Here is a 16,288-nt window from a genome sequence, read left to right as displayed (position 1 = left end):
TGATCGATGCTCTCATGAATTATCCTGGCGTAATAAACGGCATACTATATCCATTAAAACAATTTAAACGTACAATAAGATTTAAATAAAAAGGGCAAGAACATATGTTCATGCCACAAATGAATGGGGAGAGCAAAGGGAGTAAAATAAAAGAGATAATGGTCATCGATGACCCGGATGCTATAAAACTGATGTTCAAGGACCGTTTCATTGAGATCATCGAGATACTGCAGGCGAGAGAATCATCCGTGTCAGAACTTGCAAAAGCTCTGGGTGTAAATCCCGGCTCTATCCATTACTATTTAAAAGAGATGGAAAGACTTGGGCTGGCAATACAGGTAAGGGAAGAGGTAAAAGGTAATATCGTTAAAAAGTATTACCGGGCAACGGCCAGGAATTTTTATCTTGACGGCTCTCGTTTTAACGTAGCGTCGCCCGGAGATATAAACCCTATGGAGGATTTTATCGATAGGCTGATGGGCACCATTACCCATTTTGGATATGACCTGCCGGATGAAAGATCAGAAGCTCTTAAGGCATCTCTATTAAAATATGACCGAAGGAAGAAGGAGATACTCAGGGAGATACAGCAGGCCGGCTTAGAAAATGTCGAGCAGGACGGTCAGGTAGTGAGCGACGCATATCATGTGGCTATCATTCTCCGCGAGATCGAGGACGAGGAGCTAAATGCCGTTAGAAATGAGATAAGGGAACTGCTAACCGATGCCAGGGGGCATTAAATGGACGAGCGTATCCTCGCTGTCGTTATGGGGATACTTTTTAGCATTATAAATGCTGTCGTCGTGGTCTTTCTGACACTGAAAGCGGGGATAAGCGTCGGGCTTGAGATATTTTTCCTGTTCGCTGCGTTCGCTGTTTTCGCACTTCTTAAAAATGTCCGGTCGCGCGGCTTTTTATATATGGTGGCTATAGGTACGGGGTCGACCGGCATAGTCATCTCATATACAGAGGGGCTCGGAGCGATCATGATCTCAGGCAAGCCTTTTGACGTACCTGATCCCGTTATGATCCTTTTGCCTCTCCTTTCTGGTATTATAGGAGTGCTTCTATCCTATTATTTCACGGACTATTTCCTGAAGGCGGATTTTCCGTGGCCCGGTGCCAGGGTGAATTCATCGCTGATCAATCTTTTCTCGCAGGAGAATAAAAATACGTCATTCAGGTCATCAGCGGTTAGAATGGGCACTGCCGGCATATTATCCGGCTTGGTCACTTCTCTTAAGGGGTTCGGTATCCGCCCCGAGATATTAGGCTCTATAAATCTGGGATTAAGCACATCGCCTATGTTTGCCGGCATAGGCATGCTGATAGGAACAAAGGCCTGCCTGGAAATAGCCGGAGGCGCTGTTATCTCCCTGCTTATATGGATATTTTTGGAGGGGGCCTCGACTGACTATTTCACACATATGAGAAACCCATGGGTATTTTCCACTGCCATATCCATGCTGGTGACTACGGCTGTTATATCTTTATATGTCGTGTTGAGGTCATCAGCCGGCCATAAAAGTAAAAAGGCTGGCGCAAATAGCCTTTTGAGGGACGGCGGGAATAATATTGCATTTAACAGCACATTCTTCAAAATAAATAATAGAACGCTGTTGCTTACTCTGGCTGTGATCTCAGCGTCAATGCTGCTATACTACTTTCCGGGTGTTCCCGTATTGATCTTCCTCGTAAGCCTTCCTATCTCTTTACTCTTCATGATCATAGAATCCCGGGGAAGGGCGGAAACGTCCATGAGCGTCGGCATCTCATCTTTCGTGATCATATTGCTCGTAGGCCTTGCATTCAGTGATATTGTGCCGCTGCTGATACTTGAGGGATTCGTGCTTGCGATGATATTCAGCTTTTCACTGACCTTCTATGTGCTGAAGCAGGCAGAATTCTGTAATGCATCATCACAAGGGCTGATAAAAATGCTCCTGTTAGGATGTTTTGTCGGGTCTGTCATTTGTGTCCCGTGCATAAAGTTCTTTAACAGCATCTACGGGATAGGCACCGAATTATTGCCCGCGCCGTATAGTATTATGTGGCTGGAAATGGCACAGTCGGCGGTCACAAAAGTCGTGCCGCCGTCCGTCAACATATTCTTAATAGCTGCCGGCGCGCTGGTCGCCTTAATATTGTACCGGAAGAGGATATCGGCTATAACGTTCTCTATAGGGCTCATATTGCCATTTTCGACATGCGCAACGATAATACTCGGAGGGCTTATAGCATGGTGTCTGGAAAAGAAAAACTACCTTAAGGACGATAACGGTATAACTGCGTCCGGATTGATCGCCGGGGACGTGCTCGTGAACATCCTGTTGTCATTAAGATATCTATGATCTATGCCGTCATCGCTGCTGTCAGTTCCTGTCCGGCTTTTCGACGTTCTCTTTAAGTACCTTGAACCTTTTGGCAAGGTCCAGTTTCCTTAACATCGACCTTTTTTTCTTTTGATGGACCTGCATGCGCATCAGGATATCGTCAAGCGTCCTGGCAGCCTCGACTATGTACGCTCCTTTGTTCAGCATCACGCATTCGGCGCGGACTCCCATGGCGGCATCCGTTATTTCCGCCCTGGACGGCATCCCTTTCTTCGCAAGTTTTTCAAGGACCTGGGTAGCCCACACGACCGGCATATGTGCCGCCTCACAGAACCAGAGTATCTCCTCCTGGACTTCCGCCATTCTTTCGTACCCGCATTCTACAGCAAGGTCTCCTCTGGCTATCATGACGCCTGCGCCCGGGCTTCGCATCGCGGCGAGAAGCAGTTCCGGCAAATGTTCGAACGCGCTCACTGTCTCTATCTTTAAAAGTATTCCCAGGTTATCGCCGCCAAGCTCCTTGAGCCGGCTCTGCAGCTCATAGACACCCGACGCACTGTTCACGAACGAGAATCCGACGATGTCTGCGTTATGTGAGATGAACGCCAGGTCTTCCACGTCTTTTTTCGTAAGCGGGGGAAGGTCAAGACGGCTGTCAGGAAGGTTAATGCCTTTACTACCTCTAAGTTTCTCTCCTCTGGGCCGCGCATGGGTTATCTCTACGTGCATATGGTTTTTATTAACGTGCCTTATTATCCCGCCTATCTTCCCGTCGTCTATCCATACTCTTTCGCCGGGCTTGACGCGTGAAAATATCTCCGGCATCGTAACGCCTATTGTCGCTGGTATCACGACGTTCCCGGCCTCATCACGCACCGCGGCGGTACCGGGCGTCCGGTCTTCCGTCATGATCAGGGTCTCGCCCTTTTTAAGGACAATATAACGCTCGTTCTCAGGGAGTTTTCCCACCTGCGCATCTATCGGTTCGCTGTCCTCGTCCCCTGACACATAGTGGTGCATGACTGTATTTTCGATCACGTATGCGCTTTTATAACATTCTGCCAGCTTACATTCTTCAAACGAGTCAGCGATCTTCAATCGCCTTGACCTGTCCCTGGTATCGTTGAATTTTACAACGTCCCCTATATTTATACCCGAAAGCCATTTTACCGGGACGGGCAGGCTTGCGTCCGTATCTGTAGGTGCCTGCGCGCAGTACTCCATAGGCGTGAGCCATATCCTTGCCGGGGCCATGACTCTTCCGTAACCGTCCTGACGGGGGCTCCATCTGATGACTGCAGGAGCCGGCTCCACCGGGCCTGTCCTGAGCTTGTGTCCTGCCAGGTCCATACTGACCCGACAGGTCTTTTTTAGCTCCCTTTCAGCCCGGCGTAAACTGGATATCATCCGGGCCCAGGCATCGACATCGTCGTAAGCGCAGTTTATCCGCATACAATCCATGCCGCTGGCTAGAAGGTCCCGTACAAGCCTGTAATCATTTGCCGCTTCGCTTGGCATCGTGACCATTATGCGCGTATCCCTTTTTGCCGTCCTATCTCCTATAAGCCCGTTCGTATGGTGTTCCAGCAGTCTCTTACCGTCCTCATATTTTATGAGGTTCTTGCTTATCATGGGAGAACGGCCATGGCGCCCGTTCAGATAATAAAGGATCTTTAAGATGGAAGATATATTATCCATGACATGAGACTCAGCCCTGCCCAGCGAGGATATTCCAAGGTGCGCGAGGTTTTCCTGTAGTTCCCTTATGTCTTTTTGCCTTAATGCAAGATAATGTAAGAAATTAATGGCACTATCTCTGTAAGTTGGATGTATTTTCTCTAAAAATTCATTAAAGCTCGTCTCAAGCTTTACCATTTCAAGCAGAATGCTCTCCAGCTCTTCAATGATCTTTTCAAGCTGGTCCCGATCCCACTCATAAGAAGTTAAAACTATATCTTTGACCGGATGAGATCCTATTTTTTCGGTATGCAAAATTAAACCCTTCCATATCTCGATTTTTAATAATATAATTATTATCTATGTAAAATATTGTTATTTATGTAATTCTCTTAGATTTACATAAACTGTTTAAAAAACTTTATTATAAATATCTGCTCATTTAAGAAATTATTTATGTTTTTGTATATTATGTGTTATATGTCTTTAATAATGATTAATTGCTTAAATGTAATATGATCTATTAATAAGCAAATAAAAATAATTGATATTTAATATATTGATGGGAAGTGCACATAAACATGGATGTTATCATCGTCGGGGCCGGGCCATGCGGCCTCATGGCAGCTCATAAGCTGGCCGGGCATGCGAATGTGACAATAATAGAAAAGGGCAGGGACATTCACCAGCGGACCTGCCAGGTGATGCAGGGCAACGGCTGCGTCTACTGTAACGTTTGTAGCATAACCGCAGGAGTGGGCGGCGCAGGGGGCATGTCCGACGGCAAATTGAACCTGAGCCCTCAGATAGGCGGAGACCTGATAGACTTCGTGGGGCTTAAAAAGGCCGACATGCTCATCGATGAGGTGGACGAGTATTTTATCAAGCACGGAGCGCCTCCGGAAGACGCGCATGTCCCGCCATCGGCTCTCGCGACGCGGGCGGCTGCGAACGGGATAGAGTTCATTCCGATAAAGCAAAAGCATATTGGCAGCGACATGCTTCCGCAGGTCATCGATTCCATGAAATGCGACCTTGAATCAAGGGGCGTAAGATTCCTTCTCAATAGAACTGTGGAAGGCGTGACGGCCGATAATAAAAAAGTCACAGGGGTCATCGTTGACGGGGAGAACATCAAATCCGATTTTGTATTGCTGGCCCCAGGACGTTCGGGCAGCACATGGCTCGGCTCCCAGATGAAAAAATTTGGCGTGCCGATAAAATACATGCCTATTGACGTCGGCGTCAGGGTCGAGGTGCCAGCGTTAGTCTACGAGGAAGCAGTCCGCACTAACTGGGACCCAAAATTCCGCATGTATACTCCGACATATGATGACCTGGTAAGGACATTTTGCACGTGCCCGTATGGCTTTGTAGTGCAGGACACATATGAGTCCGGCGTGGGCGCGAACGGGCACTCCCAGCGATATTGCAGGTCGAATAACACTAATTTCGCCTTCCTCTCCCGTATCGCCCTGACAGAGCCGCTTGAGAACACAAACGAGTATGGCGCCACCATTGCCCAGCTCGCAAAGACGATAGGCGGCGGAAAGCCGATACTTCAGAGGCTGGGCGACCTTAAGAGCGGCAGGCGCTCTACCTGGGAAAGGCTGAAGAGGAGCTATGTGGAGCCGACATTAAAATCTGTCACTCCGGGAGATATATCCATGTCACTTCCGCACAGGATCGTGACCGACATACTGGAAGGCCTGGATATGCTCGACAGAGTCGTCCCCGGAGTAGCTTCCGACGCTACGCTCCTCTATGCGCCGGAAATAAAGTTCGCGGCGGTCAGGCCGGAGACCAGGGAAAACTTCGAGACAGTGATGATCGATAACCTCTATGTGGGCGGCGACGGGGCAGGTATCACCCGCGGGATCGTATCCGCGGCAGCTACCGGGATAGTGGCGGCGGAAGGCATACTGGCAAAAATACAAAAATGATACAAAATAGCGTGTCCAGTAATTTCTTTAGTGTATTTCGATCATCTATGATCAAGTCCGCCACAAAGGGCTCTAAGGACCGCTATTTTCACAACGAAGCGCACAAAGGCGAACAAGGTATACAAAATGTTAACTACAAAGCGCACGAAGGTACACTAAATTGTTAACCACAAAGCGCACGAAGGTACACTAAATTGTTAACCACAAAGCGCACGAAGGTACACTAAATTGTTAACCACAAAGCGCACGAAGGCGAATAAGGAACACTAATTTTGCTAACCACGAAGCGCACAAAGGCGAACAAGGAACACAAAAATTTTTTAGTATATGATAACCTTCTAAAAAAGTTCTTTGTGTTCCTTGTTCGCCTTTGTGCGCTTTGTGGTTAGCATTTTTGTGTTCCTTGTTCGCCTTTGTGCGCTTCGTGGTTAGAGTAAGTCAACCCTTATACCCTTTGTGCGCTTTCATATACTGGACCGGCATCAATTTTTCTCGGGCTTTGCCAGCCTTCTCAGCTCTTCCAGTGATGCCCTGGCCTCTTCCTTCCTGCCTTCCACGCCCTGCTTCAGCAGGTCATTGTATTCATCCCAGAGGAAGTCTATGGTCCTTTTTAGCCTGCTCTTATCAAACTTGCCCATATACTTCTTTACTACGTATGCCTTATAGGATATATCCGAATACGGGTCTTCAGTTACTATTTTTTCTCTACGTCCGGTGAATATCCATATCGGTATGACTGATAACAGGAGTAGCAGCGCTAACGCCGCCATCAAAGTGCCCATATCGGGAATTGTGAAAAGAGCACGACCGCTTACTACATCAATGGGCTTTCCCAGTAATATCTCGTTGCCTACGAGCACTATGGCCGCCCATTTACCCTCTCTATCAAAGGTGAAGCTATTATCCTCTACGGGATATAAAGTACCGTCCGGGGACACGCACATTATCGTTATGCCTGCGTCGGTCATCTCCCTGAATATTGTCACTGATAAAGGCACTGTTTCGCCTACGACCGTATTCCCCGGTGAATTCAGCCTTATGGCCCGATCAATCAGGGTCACGGTCCTGTCTTCATCAAGGGGTGCGGGATATTGTATGAGATCTTTCCTGCCGTCAGCGTCTTCTTCAAATACGACCGGTGTGCCAGGCGGAGCCTCTTCAGGATATGACATCAGGCTTGCGCCGAGCGTATCCGGAATGATGACAGTGAACCTGAACTTATCGATGATGGATACATAATTAGCGAACGGGTCCATATATGGCTCGACCTGGTCGGGAAGAAGTGTCGGAGTAAAGATAAAGTCATAATATCCGGGCTGCGCCTGGTCGGGCAATATGCCGATGCTGAAATGGACGATCTCAGTCTCTCCGGGCTTTAGAACAAATACCGATCTGCTGATATTGACCCATCTTATGGAGTCAGGGTAATCCACCGAGACCCTTATTGTATATACTCCGTCCCTGTGGCCGTCATTCAGGACGACAAAGGACCCGTTATAAATAAAAGGTATCTGGTCCACGGTGACGGTGCTTGTCGTCGGCATATAGACTTTAACGCCATTGTCTGCGCACATAGCGACAGGAAGTGATATGATCAATATCAAACATGCTAATACAGTGACCGCTATCCTTAGCGTATAACCCATGATGGCTTCCCCATATTAATATATAATGAGTATATATAAAATGTTTTGTATTCACTAAGATATCGCGGTCAGAAAAAGAAATAAATAAAAAGGCGGATGCCGGCATTTAGCCGGAAACCTTGACATTCTCGAACTTTATGCTCGGTATATAGCCGCTTGCAGGCGAGACACCTGACTCCACGACCCTGTAATTGTCAGCAAGGAACGCGTTCAGAAGCATGTTTGGCATATTTCCGCCTATCATGCCGCCCTTGATCGGATAGGCTATGTCGCCATCCTTTATCATATATCCTGAGTATATGGCTACCGAGAAATCCCCGCTCGCCTTGTTCGCCGTATGGGCTCCAAGCACGTTTTCGACTATTATGCCGTGCTTTATATCCCTTATCATTTCCTCTTCAGGCATCGTCTCACCTTCGAGGATAAAATTACGCGCGCAGGTGGAAGGCGCGACCTTATATGTCGTACCCGATGTAAACCTGTCCGCATGCATGGCGTTGCCCGTCGGCTTCGCGTCGCACTCTATGGCTGTGAAGCTGTCGTACAGGAAAGAGTTGAGTATGCCGTCCTCTACAAGGACGTTACGCCGGCTGGGATACCCTTCTTCATCCATCACGAACGTATTAAGGCCTTTAAGATGTGTGGCATCATCCACGATGTCTATTGACTCCGATGCGACTTTCTCGCCCATCTTTTCCGCGTAAACAGATTCATTCTTTTTGACGGCGCCGCCGTAAAGCGCCGGTATGACCGTATTTGCCAGTATGTCATATGCGGCGTCCGGCTTCATGATGACCGTCATCGTAGCGGTCTCGATCGGTTTTTGCCCGAGTTGCGCTATCGCCCGTTCCGTAGCGGTATGGCCTATCTCCTCGAAATTAAAGTCAAGCTCTCTGGAGGCCATCGATTCATCGCCGTTCGTGACCACGTCGCCATCCTTAAGGACTGACATCATATATCCGCCTATGACCGTGCCCTCATCATATACTGAGACGCCTTTCGAGTTCGCTATGGCATATGACATGACGCCGAAGCTCATGCCGCCTCTCGAAGGGAGCACCCTCTTATCGAAAGATGCGCCGTCTATAATGTCCTGTGCAAGGTTTATGCCTTCCTCTGAGACCAGCGTTGCGATCTTGTTATCATATATTGACCTGGTCCCCTTGTAGTCGGTATTATCATGGAACTCATACTTGCCAGGCTTACTGAACCTTGCGACCTGGAGGGCTTGCTTAAGACCGAACGGGATGGTTTTTTCAGTGCAATAGGCAAATCCTGTACGGTGTTTTTCAATTATCCTTATGCCTATCCCGTAGTCGCCGTCCTGGGATCCGAATGTTATCTTCCCGCCTTCGACTGTGATGCTGTTGTACCTCTTTTTCTGAACGAATGCCTCGCATTCTATGTCGGACTCTATCGCAAGGTCGACGACACGATTTGCTATCCTGATCAATTCCTCTCTCATTTAACGGCCTCCTACGACACATTCGGATATCCTTATATGCGGGCCGCCGTCCCCGACGGGCACTGTCTGTCCTTTTCCGCAAAGCCCTGCATGACCCAGGCTAAGGTCTTCCCCGACCATGTCTATAAGGCTTAATATCTCCAGCGTATGGCCTGAAAGGGACACATCCCTTAACGGGGTTTTCAACTCTCCGTCCTCTATCAGGTAAGCCTCCTGGGCATTAAACTGAAAGTATCCCTGAGAGGTATTGACCTGTCCGCCTCTTGTGCCTTTTAAGTAAACTCCATGCCTTGTCTCTTCCAGCATTTCCCTGAACGACGAGTCTCCCCTTTCGATGAACGTGTTGCTCATCCTGACAAGAGGCCTTCCGTGGTATGATTCTGCCCTGGCGCCGCCATTTGGCTCCATGTTCAGTTTTTTCGCCGTCTCCCTGCTGAGTATGAACTCGTTCAGTATGCCGTCCTTGATAAGTACCTTGGTCCTTGTCCTGACACCTTCATCATCGTAGACATAGCTGCCGAAAAGGCCCGGGATGGTGGCATCGTCCTTTATCGTCACTATCGAGTTGCCTATTTTCTCTCCGATCTTATTCTCAAAACATGAGTTCCCTGTGGTGACGAGGTCACCCTCGGAGGCATGCCCGACCGCCTCATGCGCGAACACCCCGGTCAGCTCCGGGTCAGCGATCACTGGCAATTTGCCAGATGGCGGGGATTTACCGTTAAGCAGGGATACAAGCGATGCCACTGCATCTCTCGAACAGTCTAAATGATGATCTCCGTCAAAAGCCTCGAATCCTTTCGTGTTACCTATACGGCGCCTCACGGATTGTAGCTGGCCGTCTTTTTTGCCCACAAGTTCCAGAGACCATAAGACGTTAGGGCTCCGCATGACAAGTGAAGTTCCCTCGGATGAATAGAACTCTTCGACAGTATACGTGTCCTTATAGGATGCTGTCGAGTTCACGATAAAATCATAATCTTTCACGACGTCGAACGTGGATAATAACAGGTCAAGTTTCTTTTCAATAGAAGTGTCCATGATGCTCTTTTTCATTTCTATAGTGACTTCATCGATCACAGGCTTAACGGCAGCAAGTTCTGTCTTTTCTTTTACGCTCTCGCTCACTCCCCTGGCGATCCTGGCGGCCTTGTCTGCAGCGTCCCTGATCGACTCCTCGCTAATATCCGGTGTGCTGGCAAATCCCCATGCACCGCCATATAAAACACGTACGCAGGCTCCGGTATCTTTTCCCGAGATAGCCTTAGAGACTTCGTTTTTCTTTAGCTCAAGGATCGTGTTCGTCACGTCAGTGATCCTTATGTCAAAATAATCGGCTCTGCCCTGTAATGCGTTTTGGACAACGCGCATCAAAAATATCACCAGGTAGTAATCTGGCATAAAATCATTTATAACTTTGCACTTATAAAAAAGCCGTAACTGCCAGTCTATTTTTAGAATATCAATATATTTATAATAAATTTATTCACATTGATTTTATCTTACTTATCGGTATTATTTTAAAAGATAGTATACTATAAAGAGGCGCTTTTATGTAAATCCGGTCAGGCATAAAATACGATGCCTGTTCAAAAGAGATTTTTTAAAATGAAGTTTTTTCATAACTTTTTAACGACCGAATAAAGCCCGTTAAACAGCGAATCACTGATCCTGGAAGCCGTATCTACATTGATAACGTTACAGCCCATTTTTTCCAGGTTCTTGCCGAACTCCTTCATCGTGTAGCCGCCGCTCTTTTTAAATTTCCGCGACTCATCGGTCAACAGCTGGAGGTATAGCACTTTCACTTTCTTGTTCAACATGTCCTGCAGCAGGTCCAGGGTTTTTATGTTTATCATGACATCCTCGTCGTAAACGCTCCTTCCCATCTCTGGAATGCCGTCCGTAAGCACGATAAGTATCTTGATGCCCGATTTTTTATCCCACCCAAAATCAATGACGGATTCAAGGGCAAGATCAAGCCTGGTGCCGCCCGAGCCATTTCTGATTAAAAGCTCCTTATACATGTTGTTATCTATGTTAAAAGGCCCGTCCGCTTTGCTTCCGAAAGTCCACAGGTTCATGTCCATGTTCCTGGATAGGCCTTCCATGAGCGATATGCACGCGATCTTAGAATATGTCTGAGGCGACCTGCTTTCTGGGATCGTGGCCGCCATCGTTTGGTTTCTCCACCATGCTGTCATCGAGTTCGAGTCATCGTACATTATCGCAAGATGGATCTTTTTTATATCCCTTACCCTGTACCTGGAAATTACATTGTCCAGGCTTCTGCCGCTGCTGCAAAAACCTGACATTGTCTTGTGCTGGCTGATGATGCCATTCCCGCAATAACCTGTATATACCATCCGCTCTATTGTCGGCGGCATAATCTGGTATAGCCTTAAAAAATTCCTGCCTATCGAACGGCAGCCGTTCAAGAAATCTTCGTAAGCATGCACATCATTCGGATCCTTTGTACAGTAAGCGCATGCCTCGAGCAGCTTTTGCTCGTCCGCAAATATCATACTACAGCCTGCTTGCTATCTTTAGGGCTAATTCATTCACTGTCTGTAGCGATACATAATCGGTCTCGTCCGCAATGACGACGCCCTGGTGCATCGCTGCATCGGTAAACGCTGTCTTGGGGTCAAGGCCCTCTGAGATGGATAAGTCGCAATATCTGGCCATCTTGATGACACCGTCCGTAGAAAGACCCTGCGGCAGCGCTTTATCTTCCTGCCATAGCCTTCTTGTCTCCTCTGCAAAATCAAGTATGGAGTTTGCGATCATGGGGTCGAGGTCGGGCGTATACATTCTTATTATCTTTTCTTCCGTGTACCTGCTCGTGTATCCCACGAAGATCGGGATAAACCTGCGCTTTAACGCGGCGCTCATCTTAAAGGTACCTTCATCGCCAAGGTTGGCCGTTACGATAAGGACCCAGTCGTTGGGTCTCATAAGGATCTCTTCCCTGTATTCCAGGGGAAGTTTTCCTGTGGATAAAAGCATGAAAAGACCGGAATAAGCTGTCGTTGGCGCCCGGGTGAACTCGTCGATCAATAAGTTCTTACTTTCGACAAGCGCACGGGTTATAACGCCGTCCTTATAGACAAATTGTTTTGACAGCTCCGGGTTACCTGACATGGAGAGCGGGTGGAAACCGCCGATGGTATGGTATTCTGTCATGCCTTCAGTGGCTTCGATACGGTGATAGTTGTCCCCGCCTGATATATAGCGTAATATATGCTCGGCTATGGTTGTCTTACCGTTCCCCGGGGGGCCGTAAAGCATGATAGGATAACCGAGGTTGATATACATCAAAGCTCTGATAATGGCTTCGTCCTGCCCCTTTATTTGACAAGTTTCAATTATTTTGATCAGGTCATCGCGTTTCAACAGTGCCATTTTTATTCCTTCTTAAATATGCTTTATTAAGCATACCTTCTCTTAAACTCTTGGTCCAGTGATTTTATTATCCTTTCCGCCTCAGCTTTTGACCCATCGTTGTACCTTGCGGCTATTGTCTGGTATTCATTCTTGAACCTGGCTATCGTCGATGCCGCCCTGAGCCTGTCGACCTGGTCCAGATACTTATGGAATACGCTCATTTCCTCTATAAGGCCCTTGTATGCGTCCGGTCTTTCCTTCTTCTCCTGGCGCTTTATTATGACCTGCTGTTCCTTGATATACTGGATGTCCTGCTTTGGAGTGACCACCCTCCTGATATTTAACGTGTGGATAGCGAGGTCGTGTATGACGAACATGATGGATACGATCAATGTATTGATCAGCAGGTATAGCCATAACGTGATCAATACGAACCAGACAATGTTCTGCATGTTCGTGGTAAGCGAGGACATGACCGCCGGGTCGATGCTCCTCTGGCTTTCTCCGAATATCGCGACAAGTCCTGTAGTGATGTATACCGGATATGTTAGTATAGCCGCCTTTAAGGCTATTATCGCTTTTTCCTTAAATGTTGTCGGCTCATAGATATTATCCTTCCACATTCGTACCCATAAGGTCGGGATTATCGCCCACAGTGCGAATCCCAGCAATACAAGGTCATATCTTCCATAATGAATATAAGTTAGAATATCTGGTAGAAGCACGGCAAATCCTGCGCCCGCAAAGATATGGCCGTATCTCTCTTTTTCCATATATGTGACAAGTATGACTGCCGACAGGGCTATCGATAATATGAATATCGGATAAAACTGCATATACGGCTGAAGCAATGACACTGCATCAACACTGCCGGAAGGCTGCCATAGATTAAAAGCCACCCCTACAAGGGAGAACGACAATATACCAAGTATGATATATGAGATCGTTTTTATCATGTTGTTCTCAATTTCTCTGACCTTTGGCGTTAGCAATACGACCAGTATAGATAGCAATAAGACTAACACAAGCAGGAATATATGGAATAGCGCTGATATGTTCGATAGTATTTCCATACGCTCACCGATTAATCACTGATAGCTTTTATTATAATCAGTATAAGAGTAAATAAACTTTCGTGTATATAAAGATATAAGAAAAGGCGAATATAAATGCAATTTTGAAATTACTAATTGAAAAATTTCGATATTATTCTAAGAAAATGTAGAAATTTATGAAAATTTGGTAATTATGGATTTAACGACATTTATTGGGGCATCAGTCTTAAATCCCGTGCCCGAATAATGCGTTCTTGAAGCGCTAAATCCTTCTGCCTTCAGCGCTTCGACCAGCGTATTGATGTCCGTAGGCGTAGCTTTAAGGTCTTTGCATATCCTGTGCTGGTCAAAGAACGTCGGGACCTCCGTCTCTTCCCTGATGATCCCCAGCATCCGTATCGCGCGCTCTTTTTTCTTGAATTCCCCTTTTTCCATTATCTCTATCACATTGCTGACGAATTCCCTGTCCCTGGTCCTGCCCAGCCACATGGGTCCGCCTATCTGGACTTTACTACCGCATACGGGGCATCTTTCAGGCGCTTGTACCGCAAGGCCTTTGATACTATACCTGTTAAGGCATTTAAAACAGTGGACTATGAAGCCCACTTCATCCAGCATCCTGTCCGCGCTGACAACGCCGTACTCAACGCCAAGATAGAGCCTGACATAATGCTCCGTAGCATGGCATAGATAGGGCTTAAAAGCCCGGTCATATTTCGCCAGCTCACGGGCAACTTTTCCCAGCAATACCCTTACGCCCATCTCGGAGTGATACTCCGTTTTCAGCGGATACGCCTCGTATTTTCTCATACCGGACCTTAGATGAGCCCCGCAAAGCGGCGCAGTGTCCGTTGCCGTTATTCCCATCACCTTTTTTGCCGATCTACAGACAGAATCTATATACGGCGAGGGAGTTCCGAACGGGTCGATGTCGACAAAATCAAACTGTGTCGATGAAAGCAGCGTGTTCGCTCCCATGTTTGAAGCGTTCACGCTAACGCCATTGTTCCGGGCGTTAGCCATTATAAGCTCGTAAGCCGATACCTCAAGGTCGTTCACAGTCACATCAATGTGCCGGGGGACTTCCTTCTTTACTCTTATGCCTCGTATGCCCGAGGCCGCCATCGCGTCCACGTATGACGAGACTTCCGGTAAGGCCGTTATGCATGCTACGTTAATATCCCTGTTCATTTCCATACGGGGATTATAAAAAACGTCCTCTCCCATCTCGATAGTGACCTTACCCTCTTTGACCGACGTCATCAGAGCCTAAATGTATAGCTTCACATAAGAATTTTTTGTTAAATGCTAAAAAATAATGATCATGTGAGATCGCCCAAAGTACAATGGGTCATTGAACCGGCAGGCCGCACTTATGGCATTTTTTAATTCCTATGGATACAGGGCTGTCACAATTTTTGCATCGCCATCTATCATCCGCTTCTTCCAGCCATGCATCGATAGATGTCTCCCTCATGCGGTTCGAATTATTTGAGGCTTCCTTCTCTTTCGCTATGCCGTCATCATAGAACCACGATAGCTTCTCACACGGGTAATCGCCGCATTCCGCGCACGCTGCCAAACCTTTTTCCACAGCGCATTTTCTGTAGAAACATCCTTGGCTCAGCACGAATCTGTCATCTGATCCGCAGCCTTCGCATCTTACCTGGTCTATCGTGCATCTTGTCGCGAACGATAATTCAAAAGCCGTCTTATCATCCCTGTCCTTATACGACCTATAGATGGGGCAACTGCCGCAATAGATCCCGCACTTGCCGACCAATGATCTATCATTAGTGCCTGACATATCGATCATAGAATTATCCGATCCCTATAAATCATTATTCCCAAAAATATTGGTCAAGGATATACACTAATAATACTTTTTCCATGTTCATAACTTTCTATATGCCCTTAAAAGGCATCTGTCATCTCTGTTGCCTATCGACTCCACAAGGTCGACATGTAACTTTTCTTTGTATAACGAGCGAGAGAATATCATCTTAGTTATGTTGCATAATATCGGATTGTTAACTGCATCGTCGCCCCAGGGGCATACTGTGCCTGATATCTCTATGTGGTCCTCCCTGTTGACCGCAGTGAAGTTCCCTCCCATCTCATTGAAAATTTCACAGACGCATGCTAATCTTGTCCGGTCATCCGGCATGTTTTCCATGATCACGGACTCCATGTATGCCTCGACCCTGTCCCCTATATCTTTAATGACAAGGTTTCTATCTCCCTGGCACACCTTTCGCGTCAACACAGGTATAATGCTCATGAAAATGTCTTTCATCTCGCTTTGCTTCTTTTGTATGACACTGACATCGCTCTTTTCGACCCCGATGTGTGCCGAAGCTGTCATTTCAGCGATCTGCTCGATGACTCCTTCGAGCTTCCCGTCAGCATATAATGGAGAAATTGACCTAAAAATATGTCCCGGGCTATCACTTTTCATGTATAATGTCTTTTGATCATGGTTTTTATCAAAATATCCGTTATCCATCGGGCAATCAATACACGGGGCCGTATTTTTTAGAAGCGATTCATAGCATGGGAGGTCCCGCCCTGCTATCATGTTTTTTGCCTTGCCGTTCAAGTATATGATACTCTTGTCCAGGCCGATAGCTATGACCGGAAACGGGAGATTTTCAATTATCTGCTCCGCGATCATGCATCTGTCATATTCATTATCATCTTGTTTTTTATCCATAATATGACCCTACAATGTAAAGTACGGCTTAAAAAACAACCGCAAAAGGCACCGACGATATTTCTAGTT

General features: G+C 47.0%; 13 protein-coding genes. 3 read left to right on the top strand and 10 right to left on the bottom strand.

Annotation, left to right across the window (positions count from 1 at the left end):
* The first annotated feature begins 110 nt into the window (after positions 1-110).
* Together CUJ83_RS11845 and CUJ83_RS11840 are read left to right on the top strand one after the other, a co-directional pair.
* The gene (locus tag CUJ83_RS11845) at positions 111-740 is read left to right on the top strand and encodes an ArsR/SmtB family transcription factor (RefSeq protein ID WP_230742530.1); all 630 of its coding nucleotides are present in this window, start codon (positions 111-113) and stop codon (positions 738-740) included.
* Positions 741-2,351 carry an OPT/YSL family transporter gene (locus CUJ83_RS11840; RefSeq protein ID WP_230742529.1) on the top strand — a complete coding sequence of 537 codons (1,611 nt, stop codon included), beginning with the start codon at positions 741-743 and terminating at the stop codon, positions 2,349-2,351.
* Positions 2,352-2,372: 21 nt separating this feature from the next.
* Here CUJ83_RS11840 and CUJ83_RS11835 read toward each other — a convergent pair whose 3' ends face one another.
* Entirely contained in the window at positions 2,373-4,325 is a 1,953-nt protein-coding gene (locus CUJ83_RS11835) for a pyruvate kinase (RefSeq protein ID WP_230742528.1), read from the bottom strand.
* A 266-nt stretch (positions 4,326-4,591) separates the two neighbouring features.
* Between CUJ83_RS11835 and CUJ83_RS11830 the strand changes: the two genes are divergently transcribed.
* A complete protein-coding gene (locus CUJ83_RS11830; RefSeq protein ID WP_230742527.1) occupies positions 4,592-5,953 on the top strand; it encodes an NAD(P)/FAD-dependent oxidoreductase in 1,362 nt (453 codons plus the stop codon).
* 482 nt (positions 5,954-6,435) lie between these two features.
* Here CUJ83_RS11830 and CUJ83_RS11825 read toward each other — a convergent pair whose 3' ends face one another.
* The 9 genes from CUJ83_RS11825 to CUJ83_RS11785 all read right to left on the bottom strand — a co-directional run bounded on the left by CUJ83_RS11825 (position 6,436) and on the right by CUJ83_RS11785 (position 16,219).
* The gene (locus tag CUJ83_RS11825; RefSeq protein WP_230742526.1) at positions 6,436-7,599 is read right to left on the bottom strand and encodes a hypothetical protein; all 1,164 of its coding nucleotides are present in this window, start codon (positions 7,597-7,599) and stop codon (positions 6,436-6,438) included.
* A 106-nt stretch (positions 7,600-7,705) separates the two neighbouring features.
* Positions 7,706-9,064, bottom strand: a complete 1,359-nt coding sequence (locus tag CUJ83_RS11820) for a TldD/PmbA family protein (RefSeq protein ID WP_230742525.1) — start codon at positions 9,062-9,064, stop codon at positions 7,706-7,708.
* On the bottom strand, positions 9,065-10,435 hold the full coding sequence (locus tag CUJ83_RS11815) for a TldD/PmbA family protein (RefSeq protein ID WP_230742524.1): 1,371 nt from the start codon (positions 10,433-10,435) through the stop codon (positions 9,065-9,067).
* 248 nt (positions 10,436-10,683) lie between these two features.
* Positions 10,684-11,589, bottom strand: coding sequence for a vWA domain-containing protein (locus CUJ83_RS11810; protein ID WP_230742523.1), 906 nt, complete (start codon positions 11,587-11,589; stop codon positions 10,684-10,686).
* A 1-nt stretch (position 11,590) separates the two neighbouring features.
* Positions 11,591-12,469, bottom strand: a complete 879-nt coding sequence (locus CUJ83_RS11805) for an AAA family ATPase (RefSeq protein WP_230742522.1) — start codon at positions 12,467-12,469, stop codon at positions 11,591-11,593.
* 26 nt (positions 12,470-12,495) lie between these two features.
* Complete coding sequence (locus CUJ83_RS11800; RefSeq protein ID WP_230742521.1) at positions 12,496-13,524, bottom strand: hypothetical protein; 1,029 nt, start codon at positions 13,522-13,524, stop codon at positions 12,496-12,498.
* A gap of 156 nt (positions 13,525-13,680) precedes the next feature.
* Positions 13,681-14,769, bottom strand: a complete 1,089-nt coding sequence (locus tag CUJ83_RS11795) for a tRNA (guanine(10)-N(2))-dimethyltransferase (protein ID WP_230742520.1) — start codon at positions 14,767-14,769, stop codon at positions 13,681-13,683.
* 88 nt (positions 14,770-14,857) lie between these two features.
* Entirely contained in the window at positions 14,858-15,313 is a 456-nt protein-coding gene (locus CUJ83_RS11790) for a DUF3795 domain-containing protein (protein ID WP_230742519.1), read from the bottom strand.
* 87 nt (positions 15,314-15,400) lie between these two features.
* A complete protein-coding gene (locus CUJ83_RS11785; protein ID WP_230742518.1) occupies positions 15,401-16,219 on the bottom strand; it encodes a methanogen output domain 1-containing protein in 819 nt (272 codons plus the stop codon).
* Positions 16,220-16,288 lie beyond the last annotated feature (69 nt).

The organism is Methanooceanicella nereidis (genome assembly GCF_021023085.1).
GTDB lineage: Archaea > Halobacteriota > Methanocellia > Methanocellales > Methanocellaceae > Methanooceanicella > Methanooceanicella nereidis.
The sequence above is the reverse complement of the archived record's forward strand: the minus strand, read 5'-3'. Positions and strand labels throughout refer to the sequence as shown.

Bases quoted from the DNA above. Each gene is read 5' to 3' on its own strand.
- CUJ83_RS11845 (WP_230742530.1), top strand. From the start codon at position 111: ATGCCACAAATGAATGGGGAGAGCAAAGGGAGTAAAATAAAAGAGATA.
- CUJ83_RS11840 (WP_230742529.1), top strand. From the start codon at position 741: ATGGACGAGCGTATCCTCGCTGTCGTTATGGGGATACTTTTTAGCATT.
- CUJ83_RS11830 (WP_230742527.1), top strand. From the start codon at position 4,592: ATGGATGTTATCATCGTCGGGGCCGGGCCATGCGGCCTCATGGCAGCT.
- CUJ83_RS11825 (WP_230742526.1), bottom strand. From the start codon at position 7,599: ATGGGTTATACGCTAAGGATAGCGGTCACTGTATTAGCATGTTTGATA.
- CUJ83_RS11820 (WP_230742525.1), bottom strand. From the start codon at position 9,064: ATGAGAGAGGAATTGATCAGGATAGCAAATCGTGTCGTCGACCTTGCG.
- CUJ83_RS11815 (WP_230742524.1), bottom strand. From the start codon at position 10,435: ATGCGCGTTGTCCAAAACGCATTACAGGGCAGAGCCGATTATTTTGAC.
- CUJ83_RS11810 (WP_230742523.1), bottom strand. From the start codon at position 11,589: ATGATATTTGCGGACGAGCAAAAGCTGCTCGAGGCATGCGCTTACTGT.
- CUJ83_RS11805 (WP_230742522.1), bottom strand. From the start codon at position 12,469: ATGGCACTGTTGAAACGCGATGACCTGATCAAAATAATTGAAACTTGT.
- CUJ83_RS11800 (WP_230742521.1), bottom strand. From the start codon at position 13,524: ATGGAAATACTATCGAACATATCAGCGCTATTCCATATATTCCTGCTT.
- CUJ83_RS11795 (WP_230742520.1), bottom strand. From the start codon at position 14,769: ATGACGTCGGTCAAAGAGGGTAAGGTCACTATCGAGATGGGAGAGGAC.
- CUJ83_RS11790 (WP_230742519.1), bottom strand. From the start codon at position 15,313: ATGTCAGGCACTAATGATAGATCATTGGTCGGCAAGTGCGGGATCTAT.
- CUJ83_RS11785 (WP_230742518.1), bottom strand. From the start codon at position 16,219: ATGGATAAAAAACAAGATGATAATGAATATGACAGATGCATGATCGCG.